Annotated in this window: 19 protein-coding genes and 1 pseudogene; 7 read left to right on the top strand and 13 right to left on the bottom strand. The window is 72.6% G+C overall.

The features are described 5' to 3' along the window. Positions 1–41: 41 nt before the first annotated feature. Complete coding sequence (locus CEB94_RS17800) at positions 42–1,952, bottom strand: hypothetical protein (protein ID WP_175433177.1); 1,911 nt, start codon at positions 1,950–1,952, stop codon at positions 42–44. Between the two features lie 201 nt (positions 1,953–2,153). Next, positions 2,154–3,539, bottom strand: coding sequence for an NsdA family TPR-like regulatory protein (locus tag CEB94_RS17805; RefSeq protein WP_175433178.1), 1,386 nt, complete (start codon positions 3,537–3,539; stop codon positions 2,154–2,156). A gap of 306 nt (positions 3,540–3,845) precedes the next feature. Between CEB94_RS17805 and CEB94_RS17810 the strand changes: the two genes are divergently transcribed. The 4 genes and pseudogenes from CEB94_RS17810 to CEB94_RS42210 all read left to right on the top strand — a co-directional run. Next, a complete protein-coding gene (locus CEB94_RS17810; protein ID WP_175437048.1) occupies positions 3,846–4,508 on the top strand; it encodes a bifunctional DNA primase/polymerase in 663 nt (220 codons plus the stop codon). Between the two features lie 102 nt (positions 4,509–4,610). Next, a complete protein-coding gene (locus CEB94_RS17815) occupies positions 4,611–5,402 on the top strand; it encodes an ABC transporter ATP-binding protein (protein ID WP_175433179.1) in 792 nt (263 codons plus the stop codon). Beyond that, the gene (locus CEB94_RS17820; RefSeq protein ID WP_175433180.1) at positions 5,399–6,991 is read left to right on the top strand and encodes a transporter; all 1,593 of its coding nucleotides are present in this window, start codon (positions 5,399–5,401) and stop codon (positions 6,989–6,991) included. The genes CEB94_RS17815 and CEB94_RS17820 overlap by 4 nt, the downstream gene beginning before the upstream one ends. Positions 6,992–6,997: 6 nt before the next feature. Then, positions 6,998–7,210: pseudogene (locus CEB94_RS42210) on the top strand (hypothetical protein); the annotation flags it as partial. Here CEB94_RS42210 and CEB94_RS17830 read toward each other — a convergent pair. Continuing rightward, positions 7,144–8,043, bottom strand: a complete 900-nt coding sequence (locus CEB94_RS17830) for an alpha/beta fold hydrolase (RefSeq protein ID WP_175433181.1) — start codon at positions 8,041–8,043, stop codon at positions 7,144–7,146. The pseudogene CEB94_RS42210 and the gene CEB94_RS17830 overlap by 67 nt on opposite strands. Before the next feature lie 649 nt (positions 8,044–8,692). Then, positions 8,693–9,385 carry an iron-dependent transcriptional repressor DtxR gene (locus CEB94_RS17835; RefSeq protein WP_175433182.1) on the bottom strand — a complete coding sequence of 231 codons (693 nt, stop codon included), beginning with the start codon at positions 9,383–9,385 and terminating at the stop codon, positions 8,693–8,695. A 270-nt stretch (positions 9,386–9,655) separates the two neighbouring features. On the opposite strand from CEB94_RS17835, the gene CEB94_RS17840 reads away from it, so the two are divergent. After that, positions 9,656–10,411 (top strand): SIS domain-containing protein, encoded by a 756-nt coding sequence (locus CEB94_RS17840; RefSeq protein WP_175433183.1) that lies wholly within the window; start codon positions 9,656–9,658, stop codon positions 10,409–10,411. A 21-nt stretch (positions 10,412–10,432) separates the two neighbouring features. On the opposite strand, the gene CEB94_RS17845 is transcribed toward CEB94_RS17840, so the two are convergent. Together CEB94_RS17845 and CEB94_RS17850 are read right to left on the bottom strand one after the other, a co-directional pair. After that, a complete protein-coding gene (locus CEB94_RS17845; RefSeq protein WP_175433184.1) occupies positions 10,433–11,890 on the bottom strand; it encodes a PAS domain-containing protein in 1,458 nt (485 codons plus the stop codon). Between the two features lie 105 nt (positions 11,891–11,995). Continuing rightward, positions 11,996–12,409 (bottom strand): RidA family protein, encoded by a 414-nt coding sequence (locus CEB94_RS17850; RefSeq protein ID WP_175433185.1) that lies wholly within the window; start codon positions 12,407–12,409, stop codon positions 11,996–11,998. Positions 12,410–12,709: 300 nt separating this feature from the next. Between CEB94_RS17850 and CEB94_RS17855 the strand changes: the two genes are divergently transcribed. Next, complete coding sequence (locus tag CEB94_RS17855) at positions 12,710–13,216, top strand: HIT family protein (RefSeq protein ID WP_175433186.1); 507 nt, start codon at positions 12,710–12,712, stop codon at positions 13,214–13,216. An 18-nt stretch (positions 13,217–13,234) separates the two neighbouring features. On the opposite strand, the gene CEB94_RS17860 is transcribed toward CEB94_RS17855, so the two are convergent. Next, entirely contained in the window at positions 13,235–14,335 is a 1,101-nt protein-coding gene (locus CEB94_RS17860; protein ID WP_175433187.1) for a citrate synthase 2, read from the bottom strand. Positions 14,336–14,620: 285 nt separating this feature from the next. Between CEB94_RS17860 and pdxH the strand changes: the two genes are divergently transcribed. Then, positions 14,621–15,289 (top strand): pyridoxamine 5'-phosphate oxidase, encoded by a 669-nt coding sequence (gene pdxH / locus CEB94_RS17865; RefSeq protein ID WP_175433188.1) that lies wholly within the window; start codon positions 14,621–14,623, stop codon positions 15,287–15,289. A 13-nt stretch (positions 15,290–15,302) separates the two neighbouring features. Here the strand turns inward: pdxH and CEB94_RS41720 are convergent, their stop codons facing one another. Genes CEB94_RS41720 through CEB94_RS17890 form a run of 6 tightly spaced genes read right to left on the bottom strand, consistent with a single transcriptional unit; the run spans position 15,303 to position 21,432 of the window. Next, on the bottom strand, positions 15,303–15,425 hold the full coding sequence (locus CEB94_RS41720; protein WP_281292596.1) for a hypothetical protein: 123 nt from the start codon (positions 15,423–15,425) through the stop codon (positions 15,303–15,305). A 34-nt stretch (positions 15,426–15,459) separates the two neighbouring features. Continuing rightward, the gene (locus CEB94_RS17870) at positions 15,460–16,071 is read right to left on the bottom strand and encodes a TetR/AcrR family transcriptional regulator (RefSeq protein ID WP_175433189.1); all 612 of its coding nucleotides are present in this window, start codon (positions 16,069–16,071) and stop codon (positions 15,460–15,462) included. After that, a complete protein-coding gene (locus CEB94_RS17875; protein ID WP_175433190.1) occupies positions 16,059–16,793 on the bottom strand; it encodes an enoyl-CoA hydratase family protein in 735 nt (244 codons plus the stop codon). The genes CEB94_RS17870 and CEB94_RS17875 overlap by 13 nt, the downstream gene beginning before the upstream one ends. Continuing rightward, complete coding sequence (locus CEB94_RS17880) at positions 16,790–18,358, bottom strand: 4-coumarate--CoA ligase family protein (RefSeq protein ID WP_175433191.1); 1,569 nt, start codon at positions 18,356–18,358, stop codon at positions 16,790–16,792. The genes CEB94_RS17875 and CEB94_RS17880 overlap by 4 nt, the downstream gene beginning before the upstream one ends. 40 nt (positions 18,359–18,398) lie before the next feature. Next, complete coding sequence (locus CEB94_RS17885) at positions 18,399–19,535, bottom strand: acyl-CoA dehydrogenase family protein (RefSeq protein ID WP_175433192.1); 1,137 nt, start codon at positions 19,533–19,535, stop codon at positions 18,399–18,401. Positions 19,536–19,578: 43 nt separating this feature from the next. Further along, a complete protein-coding gene (locus CEB94_RS17890) occupies positions 19,579–21,432 on the bottom strand; it encodes an acetyl/propionyl/methylcrotonyl-CoA carboxylase subunit alpha (RefSeq protein WP_175433193.1) in 1,854 nt (617 codons plus the stop codon). Between the last annotated feature and the right edge of the window lie 4 nt (positions 21,433–21,436).

A 21,436-nucleotide genomic window follows, 5' to 3' on the forward strand; every position in this document is an offset into this window, starting at 1 on the left:
GCACCCCGCTCAGCGGTTCACGTCCGCGCCGGATCCGTCTCTCAGAGCTGCGTGGGCTGACGCTCGGTCAGGCCGTACTTCTTCGCGATCCCGTTCCACACCCCGGCCGCCTTGGCCTTCTCGGCGCTGGCGACGCCGCTGGCCCGGTTGCCGGCCTGGGTCTGGCCGGTGACGCGGGCCTGGCCCTTCTTGCAGCCCTTCTTGCCGGCGGTCTGGTCGGCCCAGGCCGCGTAGTGGTTGTCGGCCGAGGCGGAAGCCTGCCAGGCCTTGGTGAGGGCGGTCGTCAGCGCGGCGTGGCCGGGCAGCTCGTCGACCTCGATGCCGGAGAGCCGCGTGACCAGCCCGCTGCGCTGCTTGGCCGCGTCACGCAGGTCCTTGGCGGCCTTGGGGAGGTTGTCGCAGCCCTTGACGTCGGCGACGGCATTGATCACGGTGCTGCGGCTGTTGCCGCTGTCGGCGAGCAGCTTGTCCAGCTCGACCGCCTGGGCCCGGGCCGGGTCGGCGGACGGGGAGGCGGAGCCGTCCGTCGCGGGTGCGGAGGCGGCCACGGTCTTCTTGTCGCCGCCGTCGTCGTCACCGCCGCCGCCGGCGGCGAGCAGCGCGCCCGCGCCGACGCCGAGCACGGCGATGCCGATGCCGACGGCGGCGATGACGGGTACGCGCGAGCCGGAACGGCCACCGCGCGACCGGCCTCCGGCGGGCGGAGCGTGGGACGGCTGGGGAGCGCCGTACGAGGGCTGCGACTGCGGCCGGGGCTGCTCGATGCGGGGCATCTGCTGCGTGGCACCGGCGGGGCTCTCCGCACCGCCCTCGCTGCGGAAGAGGTTGTCGAACTCGGCGGGCGGCTGCTTGTCCGCGCCGGGCACCGGCGGGATGTACTGCGTCGCCTCGGCGTCCGGATGCGAGGCGGTCGGATGCGAGGCGGCCGGCAGCGGCCCGGCTCCCGCCCCGGCCCGGGGGCCGGTCCCCAGGAACCGCGTCGCCTCGGGGTCCTCACCGGAAGACATCTCGGGCGGCAGCGCCCCCGGGCCCACCGGGGGTATGTACTGCGTCGCCCCCTCGTCGGCGGCCGGCGCGACGGGCGGCAGATACTGCGTGGCAGCGGCGGCCGCGTCCCCCGCGACGGGCGGTATGTACTGGGTGGCGCCCTCGTCGGCGGGCGAGGGCAGCGGGGCTCCTGTGCCGACGGGCCCGTACGCGCCGGCGGCCGGCGGCAGGCCCGCCCCGTGCGGATACCCGTACCCGGAGCCTTGCTGCGGCACCTGCCAGTCGCCGGATCCAGCCGCGTGCGCACCTGATCCCGGCTGCGGCTGGGCTCCGCCCCCGGCCGGGGCGCCGTAGGCGTCGGTGCCCTGCGGCAGACCGGCCCCGTGCGGATACCCGTACCCGGAGGTTGTCTGCGGCAGGCCGCCCCCGGCGGGAGGCCCGTACCCGGCAGCGGACTGCTGCGGCGGCCCGGCCTGCCCGGCCCCGTGCGTGCCGGAACCCTCCGGAGGGAGGGGGGCTCCTCCGCCCTGGGCGCCGTACGGGTCGTACCCCTCGTGGCCCGCGGGCGGCTGAGCCGTGCCGTACGGGCCGGGGTTCGCCGGTGTGCCGGCGTAGGGGCTGGGGGGCTGGGTGCCCTCCGGGGGGAGTGCGCCCGGGGCGTGCGCGTCCCACGCGGGCGGCTCCGGCGCGCTCCACTGCTGGGGCTCGGACTGCCAGGTCTGACCCGGCGGCGGGGGCGGGGTCTGCTGCCGGCCCGGGCCCCACGGCCCGCCCCAGGTCTGGCCCTCCGCGGGGGCCGAGGACTGCGGCCCGCCGGTCGTAGGCGGGGCGGGCCGGCGACCGGGGGCGTCACCCGGTCCGCCCGTCATGCCCGGCAGCAGTGGTTCGCCACCGTCGGAGGGCAGCACGATGCCTTCGCGCGCGGGGCGCGCCGAGGGCTCCTCGCCCTGTCCACTCTGCGTCACCGGGACTCCTACTAATGGGGGACCTTGTGAATCGTCGGGTCACGCTACCGGGTCCCCAGAGCCCCGTGCCACGCAGCACAGGGCCCGGCCTCCTGCCCTGTGAGCGCGGTAACACCACCGGCTCACGGCACGCTGTCCATGTCACCTCCTGCGCGCGGAGCTGCCGTTCGCCGCACGTTCACGCATCCGCGGACCCTGTGTTCACGCCGCCGCCTGCAGGTCGAGCCGCGCCCCGAACTCCCTGACCACCGCCTCGTCCCGGTACGGCTCCAGCCGCTGCTGGAAGTCCTCCAGGTACTCGGCGCCCCGGTTGGAGCGCAGCCCCTCCAGCAGTTCCACCGCCTTCATGCCGGTGTTGCACGCCTCTTCGATCTCCCGCTGCTGCACCTGCGCCGTGGCCAACAGCACATAGCCGATCGCCCGGCGGCGCGCCCGCGTCTCGGGATGCCCGGCCAGCGACTCCTGCGCGCACCGGGCCGCCGCCTCGGCCTGCCCGAGGTCCCGGTGGCAGTGGGCCAACTCGTCGGCGAGATAAGCCTCGTCGAAGTGCGTGATCCACACCGGGTCGTCCCCGGCCGCGGGGTCGGCCGCTTCCAGGGCGCTCACCGCGCGCCCGGCCGAGGACTGGGCGGCGCGCACGTCGCCCATGAGGGCGTGCCCGCGCGCTTCCGCCGCGAGGAACATCGACTCCGCCCGCGGTGACACGCGCCCACGCGTCCCTTCCTGCGCCGCCCGCGCCAACTGGGCGATCTCCCGCGGGTTTCCGAGCTGGGCGGCGAGATGGCTCATGGAGGCCGCGAGGACGTACCCGCCGTAGCCGCGGTCCCCGGCGGCCTGCGCCAGCCGCAGCGCCTGGATGTAGTAGCGCTGGGCCAGGCCCGGCTGCCCCGTGTCGACGGCCATGTACCCGGCGAGCTCCGTCAGGCGGGCCACCGCGGCGAACAGGTCCCGCCCGACCGCCTCCCGGTACGAGCCCGCCAGCAGCCCCGAGACGACGCTGTTGAGGTAGTGCACGACGACCGGCCGCACATGCCCGCTGCCGTACTGGTGGTCGAGGTCCACCAGCGCCTGGGTCATGGCCTGGACCGCCTGTACGTCGGACTGCCCCACCCGCGGCCCCGCCGAGCGCGACACCTGCGCGTCGGGCGCGGAGATCAGCCAGTCCCGGCTGGGCTCGACCAGCGCGGACGACGCCACGGAGGAACCGGACAGGAAGTCCCGCCGCCCCACGTCACTGCGCCACAGCTCGCAGACCTGCTCGATGGCCCCCAGTACCGTCGGCGAGAACTGCAGGCCCACGCCCGAGGCGAGGTTCTTGCCGTTGGCCATACCGATCTCGTCGATCGTGACCGTACGGCCGAGTTTGCGGCCCAGGGCCTCGGCGATGATCGCCGGAGCCCGGCCCCGCGGCTGCTGCCCGCGCAGCCAGCGTGCCACCGACGTCTTGTCGTAGCGCAGGTCGAGGCCGTGCTCGGCACCGCACATGTTGACCCGGCGGGCCAGGCCGGCGTTGGAGCATCCGGCTTCCTGGATGAGCGCCTGGAGCCGTTCGTTCGGCTGCCGGGCGACGAGCGGCCTTGCGGCCATGGCGTACCCCCTGTGGCTGCGGTGCCTGCCCACGCACCGAGTTGACGTGTCTTCCGCGGCCGAGCCCCTCACGTCCCAGCGAAAAGATCCGGCCGTGAAGATCAATGCCCCGCCGACCAGGCGAAAATGCGAGGCATGTGAGGAATGCCGGGGTAACGGCTGGTGCCGGCCCCACGTCTGGCTACCCACCTGCGGCCATGGATCCTCCTGCGCGCCCCCGCACATGCATCCATGCGCCCCGGGAACAGGGGCGATGCTCTCCCCCGCGCACACGGGTGGGCGTAACCCCTGGTGACGACCAGAGTTGTGTTCATCGTGGAAGAGACGATCGCCGGCGCCGAAGCCGCTCAGATCCCGAAGCAGCGCGGGGAATCGCTGCTGGAGACCGCTGTTCGCTACGCCGAGGAGCGCCACTGGGACGTGTTCCCCGGCACCTGGCTGGAAGCCGTCGACGGGAGTCAGCGCTGCTCCTGCGGTGACGCGGCGTGTCCGGCCCCCGGGTCGCACCCGGCGCGTCCGGACTGGGCGACGCAGGCGACGGGCAGTGCGACGGTCGCGCGGCGGATGTGGCAGAAGCAGCCGACCTCGTCGATCCTGCTGCCCACGGGGCGGACGTTCGACGCGATCTCCGTGCCGGAGACGGCCGGGTTCCTGGCACTCGCGCGCATGGAGCGGATGGAGCTGACGCTCGGACCGGTGACGCTCACGCCGGACCGGCGGATGGAGTTCTTCGTGCTGCCGGGGGCCGGTGTCAAGGTGCCCGATCTGGTGCGGAAGCTGGGGTGGTCGGTGTCGTCGCTGGATCTGACCGTGCTGGGCGAGGGTGCGTATGTGGCTGCGCCGCCTACGCGGTTCGGGTCCCGGGGGGCTGTGCAGTGGGCCTGCCGGCCGACACCTGCGAATCGGTGGCTGCCGGATGCGGAGGAGTTGATCTCGCCGTTGGCTTACGCGTGCGGCCGGGATCGGTAGCCGTCGCGTCTGCCTGCTTCGTGTTCGTTTGCGGCTGCGGCTTCGTCGTGGTTGATCGCGCAGTTCCCCGCGCCCCTCAAGAACGCCACCGTAGGCTGCGAGGTGACGGAGGGAGACGCGGTGGAAACCAGCGCTGTGCGTGTGCGGGGGCTCTGGAAGCGGTTCGGGCAGCAGGTCGCTGTTGCCGGGGTCGATCTCGAGTTGCCCGCGGGCAAGTTCATCGGGCTCGTCGGGCCTAACGGGGCCGGGAAGACCACCACCTTGTCGATGGTGACCGGGCTGCTCAGGCCCGACCACGGGACCGTCGAGGTGGTCGGGCACGACGTGTGGCGGGACCCCGTCGAGGTGAAGGCCCGGATCGGGGTGCTGCCGGAGGGGCTGCGCCTGTTCGAGCGGCTGTCGGGGCGGGAACTGCTGGCATACAGCGGGCGGTTGCGCGGGCTGCCCGGGTCCGAGGTCGACAAGCGGGCCACGCAGCTCCTCGACGTCCTCGATCTGGCCGGGGCCCAGCACAAGCTGGTCGTCGACTACTCGACCGGCATGCGCAAGAAGATCGGTCTCGCCTCCGCTCTCCTCCACAATCCCGAAGTGCTCTTCCTGGACGAGCCGTTCGAGGGCGTCGACCCCGTCTCCGCGCAGACCATCCGGGGCGTCCTGGAGCGGTACACGGCCTCGGGCGCCACGGTCGTGTTCTCTTCCCACGTCATGGAGCTCGTCGAGTCGCTGTGCGACTGGGTCGCCGTCATGGCCGCCGGGCGGATCCGCGCCACCGGCACGCTCGCCGAGGTGCGCGGGGACGCGCCCTCGCTACAGCGGGCCTTCCTCGAACTCGTCGGCGCGCAGGGCCGGGACGCCGCGTCCGACCTCGACTGGCTGGGCGGCGGGTCCCGGTGAGCGCCGAGGCGATCACCCCCGTCTTCGTACGGCTGAAGCTGTCGCTGCTGCGCAACGGACTGCGGCAGTCCGGCGGACGCAAGGCCGCCTACATCACGTCGGCCGTCTTCGCCCTGCTGTTCGCCGCGCTCCAGCTGATCGGCCTGATCGCGCTGCGCGGGCACGCGCACGCCGAGTCGGTGGTCGTGCTGGCGGTGGCGGTACTGGGGCTCGGGTGGGCGGTGATGCCGCTGTTCTTCCCCAGCGGTGACGAGACCCTCGACCCGACCCGGCTGGTGATGCTGCCGCTGCGGCCCCGGCCGCTGATGCGGGCACTGCTCACCTCCTCGCTGGTGGGCATCGGGCCGTTGTTCACGCTGTGCCTGCTGGTCGGTTCCGTGATCGCGGTGGCGCGGGGCGGGGCGGCGTTCGCCGTCGGTGCCGTCGCCGTCGTACTGGCCCTGCTGGTGTGCGTGGCCCTCGCGCGGGCCGTCGCCGCCGCCAACGTCCGGCTGCTGACCAGCCGCAAGGGCCGGGACCTCGCGGTGCTGAGCGGGCTCGTCATCGCGATCGGGGCGCAGATCGTCAACTTCGGCGCGCAGCGGATCGGGGCGTCGGGGCTGGGCGAACTCGACCCGGCGGCCGGCGTGCTGCAGTGGGTGCCCCCGGCGTCGGCGATCGGGGCCGTGCACGCGGTGGGCGAGGGGTCGTACGGGGTCGCCCTGGCGCAACTGGCACTGTCCGCCGGCGCGCTGGTGGCGCTGCTCGCGATGTGGTCGCGGCATCTGACCCGGCTGATGACCTCGCCCGACGGATCCACCCTGCCGAGCGCCGAGTCGGCCGCCCGGGAGCGGTCGTCGACCGGGCTGGGGCGGCTGCTTCCCCCGGGCCGTACCGGCACGGTCATGGAGCGCAGCCTGCGGTACGTGTGGCGCGACCCGAAGACCAAGACGGCCTGGGTAACATCGCTGGCCATCGGGCTGATCGTGCCGGTGTTCAACGCCTGGCAGGGCACCGGGTCGGTGTACTTCGCGTGCTTCGCCGCCGGGATGCTCGGCATCCAGATGTACAACCAGTTCGGGCAGGACACCTCCGCGTTCTGGATGGTCGCGATGACGATCTCCTCGACGCACGACGCCTACGTCGAGCTGCGCGCCCGGGCGTACGCCCTGCTGCTGATCACCCTGCCGTACGCCGCGCTCGTGACGGTCCTGACGACCGCCATGCTCGGCGACTGGCAGCGGCTGCCCGAGGCGCTGGGGCTGTCCTTCGCGCTGCTCGGCGCGATGCTCGCGACCGGGGCGTGGACGTCCGCCCGCTTCCCCTACTCCATCCCGCAGGAGGGCTACAAGAACGTCGCCCCCGGGCAGACCGGGCTCGCCTGGATCTCCATCTTCGGCGGGATGATGGCGGCCGCCCTGCTGTGCGCGCCCGTCATCGCGCTCACGATCTGGCTGAACGTGAGCGCCGACGGCGACGACTGGACGTGGCTGCTGCTGCCGGTGGGCACGGCGTACGGGGCGGCTCTCGCGGCGGCGGGGCTGAAACTGGCCGCTCCGCGGACGGCCCGGCGGCTGCCGGAGATCCTCGCGGCGGTCAGCAAGGGGTGACGCGCCCTGGCCGACGAGGTCGTGGCGGACGTCGTGCCCGTGGTCTTCGGCTCGGACAAGCGGTACTTCGGCTCAGTCGACGCCCGGCATCCGGGCGGACCTCGGCCCCGACGTCGCGGTCGGTGCCGGCACCGTGATCACCGGGGACGGCGTCAGTTGTCGCCCAGCGAGTCCAGGAACGGTTCAATGGCGGCCCGCCAGGCCTCCGGCTGGTCGTAGTGCACCAGGTGACCGGCGTCGGCGACCTCCGCGTACTGGCCACGGGGCAGGACCCGGACCATCTCCTGGGCCTCGGCGCGGCCCAGCTCGCCGTCCAGGCCGCGCACGACCAGGGCGGGGCAGCGGACCTGGGCCAGCTCCTCCCAGTGCGCGTCGTACACCCACGTCTCGCGGGAGCGGAGCATCTGCTCCGGGTCGAAGACCGGGCGCCAGCCGTCCGGGGACTCGGCCATCACCTCGGCGTAGAACGCGCCACGGGCCGGATTGGGCCGCTCCACCCAGGGGTCGTCCTCGCCGAACCACTTGCGGACGTCGGCGAGTGTGGCGAAGGGCAGCGGCCAGGACTTGAACCACTGGCCCCACTCGCGCTGCGAGGCGGCGCCGAGCGCGGAGGCCCGCATGTCGCAGATGATCAGCCCGCGGACCAGGTCGGGCCGCTTGGCGGCGAGCTGCCAGGCCGTCAGCGCGCCCATGGCGTGACCGATGAGGACGACCGGGGCGAGGCCGAGCTGCTCCAGAGCGGCTTCGGCGTCGTCGACGTAGGCGTCACGTGTGAAGGAGCCCTGCGGGGGTTTGTCACTGCGGCCGTGGCCGCGCTGGTCGAGGGCGACCGCGCGGTAGCGCGCGGAGAGCCAGCGGGCGGTGGACGCCCAGTGCGAGGCGCGGCCCATGAGGCCGTGCAGTAACAGCACGCCCGGCGAGCCCTCCGGTGCGGCGAGCCCGGCGGGCGCCCCCTGCCCGTCCCGGGCCGGATCGGTCTTGGGCGGGTCGCCGAACTCCCAGGCCGCCAGGCGTACGCCACCCGTCCCGGTCACGTCGATGCGTCGCGCCATGTCCTGGCACCCCCCAAGCTTCGCGCGGACCGTGGCTCCCTCGAGCCGGCCGGTCCTGTGAACCGTGTTCTGCCTGCTGTGCCTTCTGCCCTGCTTGTCGTCGTACTTGTCGGTGCAAGTGTGCCGTGCGCCGCCCGCAGACTATCGAATGCGCTTTCGAAGATGGGGTCCTCGCGGGCAACACCCCTCGTTCGAGTGACCATCCCCGGGGATTGATCGCCGCTGCCGAGGGGAGATCTTCAGCGGGAGGCGGACCGCTCGGGGAAACCGGTCCGAGGGGAATGACCCTGAGAGCTCGGGGCTCCGGGTCAGCACAGGGGAGGACAGGCCCCGGCGCCATACGGCGCCGGGGCTCTCCACATCCTCACGGCACATCCTCCCGCCCCCTCCCCGGCCGGGCGACATCGCTGTCGAGCCGCGGCCCAGAGCCCCTCAGGTCATATGCCTCACGCGACAGCGTCGCACGGGAAGCGTACGAGCGCTGCCATTCGGCGGACTGGGCCCCGGATTCGGTCCGGATCACGCCACCGCCACAAGCACCGCATCCGCAACGGGAGTTGGCCTACGCCGACCGGCCGGCCCAGGGCCCGTCGGCCCAGGGGCCGGGCTCACGGGCCGAACGGCTCGGGGCCCCTCAAGGCCGGTCGGCTCAGGGCTTGGCGACGAACACGTGGGAGGCGACGTCCGACTGCAGCTCGGCCGCCTCGCCGCCGCTGCCCACCAGCACCCCGCCCGCCGACTCGGTCACGCTCACCACCGAGCCGGGCTGCACGCCCGCCCGCCGCAGCGTGTACATCAGCTGCGCGTCCGTCTGGATCGGCTCCCCGATCCGGCGCACCACGACCGTCTTGCCCTCGGCGCCCGGGTCGAGGCTGGCCAGCGACACCATGCCCTCGTCCAGGAACGGGTCGGCGCCGTCCTTCTCGCCCAGCTCCTCCAGACCCGGGATCGGGTTGCCGTACGGCGACTCCGTCGGATGCCGCAGCAGCTCCAGCACGCGGCGCTCCACGGCCTCGCTCATCACGTGCTCCCAGCGGCACGCCTCGGCGTGGACCTGCTCCCACTCCAGGCCGATCACGTCGACGAGCAGGCACTCGGCGAGGCGGTGCTTGCGCATCACGCGCGTGGCCAGCCGTCGGCCCTCGTCGGTCAGCTCCAGATGCCGGTCGCTGGCGACGGACACCAGGCCGTCGCGCTCCATTCGCGCCACGGTCTGGCTGACGGTCGGCCCGCTCTGGTCCAGCCGCTCGGCGATACGGGCGCGCATGGGGACCACACCCTCTTCCTCCAGCTCGAGGATGGTGCGGAGATACATCTCCGTGGTGTCGATCAGTCCGGACATACGTGCCCCTCGAATGAGATCTGCCGGAGGCTGGACGGCTCACCGGCGTGTGCGCTGGCCCTGCACCCAATTCTGCCGGATACCACCGACAACCGGGCCGCGGGAGGGAAAGCCGGGGATTACCCGCCTGGGCAAAGGGTACGGACTTTCCTTTCGGGGGCTTCCCGGCGCCCGGCGCGCGACACTCACGGCCGTATTGACACCGCACTGGTCCAGACCGCACCGTGATGCGCGACACAAGCCGCCCAGGCCAGCCCGAAGGGACCCCGTATGAGCGACCGCGCGCCGGCCGGACAGTTCCTCGACGCCGCGATCGGCCTGCTCCGGCGGATCCGCGACGAGGAGGCCGACGGCATCACCGCGGCCGGCACGCTCCTCGCCGACACCGTCGCGGGCGGCGGCCGGCTCTTCGCCTTCGGCGCCGGGCACTCCTCCCTTGCCGCGCAGGACCTCGTCTACCGCGCCGGCGGTCTCGCGCTGATGAACCTGCTCGCCGTGCCGGGCGTCGTCGGCGTCGACGTCATGCCCGCGCCGCTCGGCTCCGCCCTGGAACGCGTCGACGGCCTCGCGAGCGCCGTCCTCGACAGCTCCCCGCTCCGCGAGGGCGACGCCCTGCTGATCATCTCCCTGTCGGGGCGCAACGCCCTGCCCGTGGAGATGGCCATGAACGCACGCGCCCTGGGCGTCAAGGTCATCGGCGTGACCTCGGTCGCCTACGCCTCGGAAACGAAGTCCCGGCACGCCTCGGGGACGTACCTGAAGGACCACTGCGACCTGGTCCTCGACTCGAAGATCGCGGTCGGCGACGCCGAACTCACCCACGACGACATCCCGGCCCCCTTCGCCCCCTCCTCGACCGTCGTCACCTCGGCCCTCCTCCAGGCCGTCATGGCGACGACGGCCACCACCCTCGCCGACCGCGGCATCGAGCCGCCCCTGCTGCGCTCCGGGAACGTCGACGGCGGCCACGACTGGAATGTCCGCGTGATGGAGCAGTACCGCGACCGGATCTTCTACCGGCACTGAGCAGAACGGGGCGGGCGCCTGTCACTCCTCGTCCGACATCCCCGCCAGATCCAGCGCCGACGCGATCCGCACCGCCACGTCCTCCGCGAACATCGCGTCGGACCGCTCGAAGGCGCTGCGGCCCGCGCCCCGCAGGAACGTCACGACACCCAGGGTCCGGCCCCGGCTGCGCAGCACCGCGCACAGGGCGTGGACCGCCTCCGGGGGCCACTGGCGGGCCAGGGCCCACTCGCGGGCCGCCTCGGGCGCCGCCGTGCCCGCGCTCGCGCGCAGGGCTCCCACCCGCTCCACGCACTGCAGGGCCGGGTGCCCCTCGGCGTACCGGACGGGCAGGCCCGCGCGGCCGGCCAGCTTGCTCGGGCCCGGCGCCCCCGAGGGTGTGGCGGCGACCCGGACCAGCTGAACCGGCCCCTCGGCCTCCGCGTCGGTGAGCGCGCCCCCGGCGACCCGGTCGATCAGCGCGTGGTCGGCGAAACCGGCCAGGGCGAAGTCCAGGTGCACCGTCGCCGCCTCCGCCGGGTCCTCGCACTCGGCGGCGGCCCGCGACGCCCGGTGCAACTGCTGCGTACGAAACCGCAGCAGCGACGCCTCCTGCTCGGCCTGCTTGGCCTCCGTCACGTCCTGGAACAGCCAGCCCACCCCCAGCGGAACCGGCTCCTCCGCGAGGGGCGAGGCCAGCCGCAGGAAGCCGCTGCGCCAGCACCGCCGCTTCTCGCCCTCCGAGGCGCGCACCGTCACCCACACCTCGGCCGGCGCGGGCGGCGCACCCTGTGCCAGCACATGCTGCAGCGCGCTCTCCAGCTCCTCCACGCCCTGCGCCAGCAGCTCGCCGAGCGGGCGCCCCAGCACCGACGTACGGCCCGTGCCCAGTGCCCGGGCCGCGTGCGCGTTCACCACGGCCGGCCGCAGGTCCACGTCCACCAGCACGACACCCCAGCTGGCGTCCTCGAACAGCGCCTCGCTCAGCGCGATCGACCGCTCCAGATCGATCTGCGTGTGCACCTCGCTGAACGCGCAGTACACCCCCGCAGGCTTTCCGTCGGGCCCGCGCACCGCCGCCGACTGGGTCCGCACGAGCACCCGCCCGCCGTCCTTCGTCAGCAGGGCGAACTCGTGCACCTGCCGCCCCGGCGCGTGCATCGCCGACAGCAGCCGCCCCTCGACCTCCTCGGCGTCCGCACTGCGCACGGCCCACCCGGCCAGCCCACGCCGCCCCACGGCCTCGTCCGCGCTCCAGCCGAGAATCCGCTCCGCCTCACGGTTCCAGTGCGTCACGACCCCGTCGGCGTCGAACGCGCACAGCGCCGCGTCCATCCCGTCCAGCAAAGCGGCAAGCAGATCCGAACCATCCGAACTCTCCCGCTCGGGCTCGTCCGGCCCCAGCTCGTCGGTGGTCCCACTACGCCGGGAAGCACTCACCTGGACCCCCTGCAGGCTGCGTCCGCACGTACGGCACGTCGGTTCGCTCCTTGCAATCATTCAACTGGAACGTGACCCAGCGCACACCGAGTTCCCACAACATTGAAGGAATCGTTGTACGGCGGCAATCCCCACGTCAACGCCCCGGTGGCCGCCCGGCCGCCGTCAGTCGATCAACGGCAGGGCCCCGCCACCGCTTCCCCGCCGCGCGTACACCTCGATCTCGATCTTCATACGGGGGTCCGCCAGCCCGCACACCAACATCGTCGCGGCCGGCCGCACCTCACCGAAGCACGCGCGCAGCACCGGCCAGCACGGCTCGAAGTCGTCCCGCTCCGGCAGCAGGTACCGCACCCGCACGACATCCGCGAACGAACACCCGGCTTTCTCCAGCGCGGCCCCGATGTTCCGCAGACACTGCCCGGCCTGCTCCACCACGTCCTCGGAGATCGTCATGTCCGCGTAGTCGAACCCGGTCGTCCCCGACACATGCACCCAGTCCCCGTCCACGACGGCCCGGGCATACCCGATCCGCTCCTCGAACACCGAACCGCTGAGAATCGCCTGCCGCTGCGTCATGGAGTCAAGGTCTCAAAAAAACGGTTGATCCGAGGCCGATCGGTTTCTTAGGGTTCCAGGTACACGAGAAGGGAGGTGGTTCGGCAGATGTATGAGAACCGGACGCGTGAGGTGGCTGCGGGCTAGCGGCCCGACACCACGCACAGTGCGGTGCCGGACCAGCGCGTGAGCGAAGCGCGCAGCCGGCCCGATCTCCAGCAGTCACCCGACCCGCGAGTCGCCGGTACGTCCGGCCGGCTCCTCCTCAGGAGGAACCAGACTCGCGGGTCGTCTGCGTTTTCTGCGAGTTCCGGGGGCGATGTGGTGGGTACGTGGCGCGACGACCGGATCGGGAGCGCCCTGCGGGGTGAGAACCCGGCGGTGATGAGGCGGCTGGACTCCGGGTTCGCGGTGATCGGGGATGTGCAGTTCCTGCCCGGCTATTCGGTGCTGCTGACCGATGATCCATCGGTGCAGCGGCTGTCGGAGCTGCCGCGGAGCGGGCGGCTGGCGTTCCTGGACGGCATGGACCGGCTGGGGGAAGCCGTCGAGCGGGCCTGTCGGCGGGTGGAGACGGGGTTCCGGCGGGTCAATCTGGAGATTCTCGGGAACGCCGACGGGTTCCTGCACGCGCATGTGTGGCCGCGGTACGAGTGGGAGCCCGCGGAGCTCGTGCGGCGGCCCGTGTGGCTGTATCCGCCGGACATGTGGGCCGAAGAGCGGTACGCGCTCGGGGTGCGGCACGCAACGTTGCGGGACGCCATCGGTGAGGAGCTGGATCGGCTCGGCCGGGCAGACATGCGGACGGCCCCACCCGGAGTCGGGTGAGGCCGTGCGGGGGGCGCGTCAGTGGGTGATGGCCTCGTAGCCCTCGATCTCTCGGGGGTCGCGGGTGCCCGGGCCCACGTAGCGGGCCGAGGGGCGGACCAGGCGGCCGGTGCGCTTCTGCTCCAGGATGTGGGCGGACCAGCCGGCCGTGCGTGCGCAGGTGAACATGGACGTGAACATGTGCGCCGGGACCTCGGCGAAGTCCAGGACGATGGCCGCCCAGAACTCGACGTTCGTGGCGAGGACGCGGTCGGGGCGGCGGGCGTGGAGTTCCGTGAGGGCCGCCTTCTCCAGGGCCTCGGCGACCTCGAAGCGGGGGGCTCCCAGTTCGCGGGCCGTACGGCGCAGGACCCTGGCCCTGGGGTCCTCGGCGCGGTAGACGCGGTGGCCGAAGCCCATGAGGCGCTCGCCCTTGTCGAGCGCGTTCCTGACGTAGGCCTCCGCGTCGCCCGTGCGTTCGATCTCCTCGATCATGCCGAGGACCCGCGAAGGGGCGCCGCCGTGCAGCGGGCCTGACATCGCGCCCACCGCGCCGGAGAGCGCCGCTGCGACGTCGGCGCCGGTGGACGCGATGACCCTCGCCGTGAACGTGGACGCGTTCATGCCGTGCTCCGCGGCGCTCGTCCAGTACGCGTCCACGGCCGCCACGTGCTTGGGGTCCGGCTCGCCCCGCCAGCGGATCATGAAGCGTTCGACGACGGACTGGGCCTTGTCGATCTCCCGCTGCGGGACCATCGGCAGGCCCTGCCCGCGGGCGGACTGGGCGACGTAGGACAGGGCCATGACGGCCGCTCGGGCCAGGTCCTCGCGGGCCTCCTCGCCGTCGATGTCGAGGAGGGGTTTGAGGCCCCAGACCGGCGCGAGCATGGCCAGGGCGGACTGGACGTCGACGCGGATGTCGCCGGAGTGCACGGGGATGGGGAAGGGCTCGGCGGGCGGCAGGCCAGGATTGAAGGCGCCGTCGACGAGCAGGCCCCAGACGTTGCCGAACGAGACATGACCGACGAGGTCCTCGATGTCGACGCCCCGGTACCGGAGTGCGCCGCCCTCCTTGTCCGGTTCGGCGATCTCCGTCTCGAACGCGATGACTCCCTCGAGCCCGGGTACGAAGTCGGACATCAGGCGGCTCCTCGTGATGGAAGTGACAGATGGTGTGATGTGGGGTGGGACGTGCGAACCATGTGTCAGTCAGCTTGCGAAGCGGGCGGCCGTCCAGTGGATCCACGGTCGCGCAAGGCGACTCGCGGTCCTGGCCGGCTGCCCCTGTGATGCCCCGTACGGCTGGCGGTCACCCAACCGGAACGGCACGGAAACGATATCCCCGAGTGCCACCGTTGGGGAGGGGTCACGGCACTCAGTGCCACGCAGTGACGAAGGACACCGCCCATACGGCAAGATGACCGGGTGACCGACCGCGACGACGTCCCTTTCGATCTGGCTTCGATGCGCAAGCAGTACCGGGCCGAGGGGCTCTCCGAGACCGAGCTGGCCGCCACGCCCGTCGAGCAGTTCGCCCGCTGGTTCCAACAGGCCGCGACGGACGGCGGGCTGTTCGAGCCGAACGCCATGATCGTCTCGACGGCCGACGCCGAGGGGCGGCCCAGCGCCCGTACGGTGCTGCTGAAGCACTTCGACGAGCAGGGCTTCGTCTTCTACACGAACTACGACTCCCGCAAGGCGCGTGACCTGGCGGAGAACCCGTACGTCTCGCTGCTGTTCCCCTGGCACCCGATGGCCCGGCAGGTCATCGTCACCGGGGTCGCCCGGCGCACCGGCCGGGACGAGACGGCGGCGTACTTCCGGACCCGGCCGCACGGCTCACAGCTGGGGGCGTGGGCCAGCGCCCAGTCCTCGGTGATCTCCACCCGCGCCGACATCGACGGCGCGTACGCCGAGCTGGCCGCCCGCTACCCGGAGGGCGAGCAGGTGCCGGTGCCGCCGAACTGGGGCGGTTTCCGGGTGGCCCCGCAGTCGGTGGAGTTCTGGCAGGGGCGGGAGAACCGGCTGCACGACCGGTTGCGGTACGTGGAGCAGGCGGACGGGAGCTGGCGGGTGGAGCGGCTCAGTCCGTGAGGGGGCCGGGGCCTCATGTGCGCTCGGCCAGGACGATTCCCTCCGTGACGAGCCAGTCCACCACCCGTCGTGCGAGCGGCTCGGCGTCCGCCTCGGTCGCGTCGAGGTCGACGATCGTCTGAAAGTGATCACCCATACCGGAACCGTAGCCGCGGCCACTGACAACACCCTCAGCCCAGCATCTCCTCAAGCAGCCCCGCCCACTGCGCCACCACGCGTTCCCGGCGGGCCGCGTCGTCCGTGAGGAGGTTGGCCAGGCCCAGGCCGCGGGCCATGTCGAGGAGGCCCTGGACGGTTTCGCGGACGCCGGGGACGGATTCGTCGGCGGCGAGGAGGTCGACGGCTATGCGGTGGGTCTCGCGGCCGACGCGGGATTCGAGTTCGGTGACGCGGGGGCGGAGCTGTTCCTCGTTGGAGGCGGCGACCCAGAGGTGGAGGGCCGCGCGGAACAACGGCCCCGTGTAGAGGTCGACCAGGGCCGCGACGACGGCGTGACGGTCTCCGGCCGCGCCCTCGGGGAACAGGGCGCGCAGGGCCGTGGAGCGTTCCTCGGCGACGTACTCGACGGCGGCCGTGAAGAGGTCCTCGCGGGTCGGGAAGTGGTGCTGGGCGGCGCCGCGGGAGACGCCGGCGCGTTCGGCGACGACGGAGACGGTGGAACCCGCCCAGCCGTGTTCGGCGAGGCAGGACACGGCCGCTTCCAGGAGCCGCTGCCGGGTGGCCCGGCTGCGGTCCTGCTTGGGGACTCTCTCCGCACGGTCGACCGTGCTCACACCACCCATGCCGGATCCCGTCGTTCGAGGAAGGCCGTCATCCCCTCGCGGGCCTGCGGGGAGGAGAACAGCCGGGCCGAGAGCGCGGTCAGGTCGGCGGCGTCCCGGTCGAAGGCTTCCAGCACCCTAGCCGTGAGCAGCCGTTTCGTCTCGGCCAGGGCGCCGGGGGCGGACTTGCGCAGGCCTTCCAGGATGGGGGCCAGGGCCGTGTCGACGTCGTCGGCGCAGGTGGTGAGCAGGCCGGTCGCTGTCGCTTCCGTCGCGTCGAAGCGTTCGCCGGTGAGGTAGTAGCGGGACAGGGCGCGCGGGTTCGTGCGGGGCAGGAGCGGGAGGGAGATGACCGCGGGGGCGACCCCGATGCGGACCTCGGTGAAGGCGAAGGTGGCCGCCGTGGACGCGGCCGCGATGTCGCAGGCGGCGAGGAGGCCGAGGCCGCCCGCGCGGACGTGGCCGGTGACGCGGGCGACGACCGGCTTGGGCAGCTCGATGATCTGCCGCAGCAGGGCGGCCAGCGCCTCGGGGGGCGGGGGGTCCTTCAGGTCGGCGCCCGCGCTGAACGTGTTGCCGCTGTGGGTGAGGACGATCGCGCGGACGGCGCTGTCCTTGCCGGCGTCGGTGAGCGCGCCGGCCAGTTCGCCGACCAGGGCCGCCGAGAGGGCGTTGCGGTTCTGCGGTGAGTCGAGGGACAGGGTTTCCACGGCACGCGCGCGGGTGCGGGCGATCAACGTCATGCGCTCTTCCTGAGCTGTCGGCGGAGGATCTTGCCGGAGGCCGCGCGGGGCACGCCGACGATGAAGGTGACGTGGCGGATCCGCTTGTAGGGGGCCACGCGCTCGGCGACGTACATCATGATCTCCGCCTCGGTCAGGTCCGCGGCGGACGGCCGGCGGACCACGTACGCGTGCGGGACCTCGTTGCCGTCGGCGTCGTACCTGCCGATGACGGCGGCGTCGGTGATGCCGGGGTGGGTGAGGAGGAGGGCCTCCAGCTCGGCGGGGGCCACCTGGAAGCCCTTGTACTTGATGAGTTCCTTGACCCGGTCGACGACGAACAGCCAGCCGTCCGCGTCGACATGGCCCACGTCCCCGGTGTGCAGCCAGCCGTCGGGGTCGATCATCGCGGTGGTGGCGTCGGGGCGGCCGAGGTAGCCCTTCATGATCTGCGGGCCGCGGATGAGGATCTCGCCGGATTCGCCCGCGGGCAGGTCCTTGCCGGGGTCGTCGAGGGAGACGATGCGCATCTCGGTTCCGGCGATGAGCTTGCCGACGGTTCCGGGCGGGGCGTCGCTCATGGCGTCCAGGGGGACGACGTGCGTGCCGGGCGACAGTTCCGTCATGCCGTAGGCCTGTCCGACGGGCGGCAGGCCCAGGCGCTGGGAGCAGGCGGCGGCGAGGCGGGCGTCCAGGGGCGCGGCGGCGCTGATGATGTACTTCAGGGACGACAGGTCGTACTGCGTGACGGCCGGGTGCTTGGTGAGGGCCAGGACGATCGGCGGGGCCACGTACAGGGCCGTGATGCGATGGTTCTGGATGGCCGCGAGGAACTGCTCCAGGTCGAAGCGGGGCAGGACGACGACCGTGGCGCCCTGCCGGAGCGGTGCGTTCATCAGGGCGGTGAGGCCGTAGATGTGGAAGAACGGCAGCACCGCCAGCACCCGGTCTCCCGGGGCCGCGGGGACCGCCGGGTGGAGCTGGGCGAGGTTGGTGGCGATCTGCCGGTGGGTGAGCATCACGCCCTTGGGGACGCCGGTGGTCCCGGAGGAGTACGGCAGGGCCGCGATGTCCTCGGCGGGGTCGATGGCGACCTGGGGCTCGGGGGCCGCCGAGGCCAGCATGTCGATCAGGGAGCGGTGGCCGCTCGCGCTGTCGCAGACGAAGATCTCGCGTATCCCGCCCGCGAGTTCGGCGGCCCGGCGCGCGATGTCCAGCAGCGGTGACACGGTGACGATCCAGCGGGCCGCCGAGTCCCGCAGTTGCTTGGCGAACTCGTCGGCGGTGGCGAGCGGGTGCACGGTGGTGACGGTGGCACCCGCGCGCGTGGCCGCGTAGAAGGCGGTCGGGAAGGCGATGGTGTTGGGGCTGTGCAGGGCGAGGACGTCGCCCTTGCGGACACCGGCCTCGGCGAGGGCGGCGGCGACGCGCCGGTGGAACCGGTCCACCTGTTCGTACGTGAGGGTGGTGCCGTCCGTGCCGTCGATCAGCGCCGGGATGTCGCCGAACTCGGCGGCCCGGGCCAGGACCGCGTCGTGGATGGGCAGTTCGACGGGCGGGACGTCTGCGTACTCGCTGCGGAACATGGCGGGTTCCTCCTCGCGCGCGGGCCGTCTCAAGGACACCTCAGTACGACTTGGGCAGGCCGAGAGTCTGGTGGGAGACGTAGTTGAGAATCATCTCCCGGCTCACCGGGGCAATACGAGCCACGCGTGCGGCCGTTATCAGCGAGGCGAGGCCGTACTCGCGCGTGAGGCCGTTGCCGCCGAGGGTGTGCACGGCCTGGTCGACCGCCTTCACGCAGGCCTCACCGGCGGCGTACTTCGCCATGTTGGCGGCCTCTCCGGCGCCCGGGTCGTCGCCCGCGTCGTAGAGGGCGGCGGCCCTCTGCATCATCAGGCGGGCGAGTTCGAGGTCGATGTGCGCCTGGGCGAGGGGGTGGGCGATGGCCTGGTGGGCGCCGATGGGCGTGTTCCAGACGGTGCGCTCGCGGGCGTACTCGATGGCCTTCGCGAGGGCGTAGCGGCCCATGCCGATCGCGAAGGCGGCCGTCATGACGCGTTCGGGGTTCAGGCCGGCGAAGAGCTGGAGGAGTCCCGCGTCCTCGTCGCCGACCAGGGCGTCGGCGGGCAGCCGTACGTCGTCCAGGACCAGTTCGAACTGCTTCTCCGCGGCGTGGAGTTCCATGTCGATGGGACGGCGGGTGAAGCCGGGGGTGTCGCGCGGGACGATGAAGAGGCAGGGCTTGAGGCGGCCGGTGCGGGCGTCTTCGGTGCGGCCGACGATGAGGGTGGCGTCCGCGATGTCCACGCCGGAGATGAAGACCTTGCGGCCGGTGAGGAGCCAGCCTCCGGTGTCTGGGTCACGGCGGGCCGTGGTGGTGATGCGGTGGCTGTTGGAGCCGGCGTCGGGTTCGGTGATGCCGAAGGCCATGAGGCGGGTGCCGTCGGCGAGGCCCGGGAGCCACTGTTGTTTCTGGGCGTCCGTGCCGAAGCGGGCCATCACCGTGCCGCAGATGGCGGGTGAGACCACCAGCATCAGGAGGGGGCAGCCGGCAGCGCCGAGCTCTTCGAGGACGATGGAGAGTTCGCAGATCCCTCCGCCGCCGCCTCCGTACTCCTCGGGGAGATTGACGCCCAGGTAGCCGAGTTTGCCCGCGTCGGACCAGAGTTGCTCGGTGTCGCCTCCGCGGCCGTGGCGTTTGCCGAGTGCGGCGACGGCTTCTCGCAGGGCCTTGTGGTCGTCGGTTTCGATCGTGGGCATGTGACTCCTTCGTCGTGGCTTGTCGCGCAGTTCCCCGCGCCCCTTACGGGGCCTCCTTCACCACTGCCAGAAGCGCGCCCGGCTCCACCTGTTGTCCGAGTACGACGCACAGGTCGGTCAGCGTTCCCGTCGCCGGTGCTGTGATCTTGTGCTGCATCTTCATCGCCTCCAGCCAGAGGAGGGGCTCGCCCGCCTTCACCGGTGTGCCTGCCGTGAGGCCGTCGGCGACTCGGACGACCGTGCCCGGCATGGGGGCCAGGAGGGAGCCGGGGGCGTGCTGGGCGGCGGGGTCGGGGAAGCGCGGCAGGGCGGTCAGGGCGGTGGTGTTGACGTGGACCTGGCTGCCGTAGTGGGTGACCTGGTACTTCCGCTCCACCCCGGCCACGTCGAGGATGACCAGACGCGGGTCGGCGTGCACCACGCGCACCCCGTCCGCCTCCAGCCCCTGCCTGGTGTGCCGGTAGCGGGCCTCGTGCTCCTGGCCCGCCATCAGGTACCGCTTGGTCTGCGGTGCTGAGGGGACGTTGCGCCAGCCGCCGAAGCGGGAGCGACCGTGGGCGTCGGCGAGGGCGGCTGCCAGGGGGGCGTGGGGGTCGGGGGACGGCTCGGTCAGGTCCGGCAGGTGCCGGTCGTAGAAGCCGGTGTCCATGCGGGCCGCGGTGAACTCGGGGTGGCGCAGGGAGCGGACCAGGAGGTCGCGGTTGGTGACGGGGCCGTGGATCACGGCGCGTTCCAGGGCGGAGGCGAGCTTGCGGACGGCTTCCGTGCGGGTGGGGGCGTGAGCTACGACCTTGGCGAGCATGGGGTCGTAGTGAACGCCGATCGTGTCGCCGTCGGTGTAGCCCGTGTCCAGGCGGACCGACTCGGGGACGGAGAGACGGTGCAGGGTGCCCGTCTGCGGGGACCAGTCGCGGGCGGGGTCCTCGGCGTACAGGCGGGCCTCCACGGCATGGCCACGCGCGCGTGGAGGGTCGGTTTCGAGGGGGTGGCCCTCGGCGATGCGGATCTGCTCCGCCACCAGGTCGATGCCGAAGACGGCCTCCGTGACGGGGTGTTCCACCTGGAGGCGGGTGTTCATCTCCAGGAAGTGCGCCTGGCCGTCGGCGACGAGGAACTCGACCGTTCCGGCGCCCACGTAGTCCACGGCCCGGGCGGCCCGCACGGCCAGAGCGCACAGCTCGTCTTGAAGGGCGGCGGACAGGCCGGGCGCGGGGGCCTCCTCGATCACCTTCTGGTGGCGGCGCTGCAGGGAGCAGTCGCGGGTGCCGAGCGGCCGGACCGTGCCGTGGGTGTCGGCGAGGATCTGCACCTCGACGTGGCGGCCGTTCTCCACGTACGGCTCGACGAAGACCTCGCCGTCGCCGAAGGCACTCGCCGCTTCCGCGCGGGCGGCGGCCAGCTCGGCCTCCAGGTCCGCCAGGTGCCGTACGACGCGCATGCCACGGCCGCCGCCGCCCGCCGCCGCCTTCACCAGCACGGGCAGATCGGACTCGGTGACCTCGGTGACCTCGGTGAGAGGCTGGATGCCCATGAGCTGCTTGGCACGGGTCTTGGAGGCCATCGCCTCGATGGCCCGCGGGGGCGGGCCGATCCAGACGAGGCCCGCGTCCAGGACGGCCCGGGCGAAGCCGGCGTTCTCGGAGAGGAAGCCGTAGCCGGGGTGCACGGCGTCCGCGCCGGCCGCGACGGCGGCCTTGACGATCAGGTCGCCGCGCAGATAGGTGTCGGCGGGGGCCTCCCCCGGAAGTCGTACGCTCGCGTCGGCCACGCGTGCGTGGAGGGCGCCGGCGTCGGCCTCCGAGTGCACGGCGACGGTGCGGATGCCCAGGTCGCGGCAGGTGCGGAAGACGCGGCAGGCGATCTCGCCCCGGTTGGCGACCAGCAGGGTGGAAAACATCTGT

The organism is Streptomyces hawaiiensis (assembly GCF_004803895.1).
GTDB classification, from domain to species: domain Bacteria; phylum Actinomycetota; class Actinomycetes; order Streptomycetales; family Streptomycetaceae; genus Streptomyces; species Streptomyces hawaiiensis.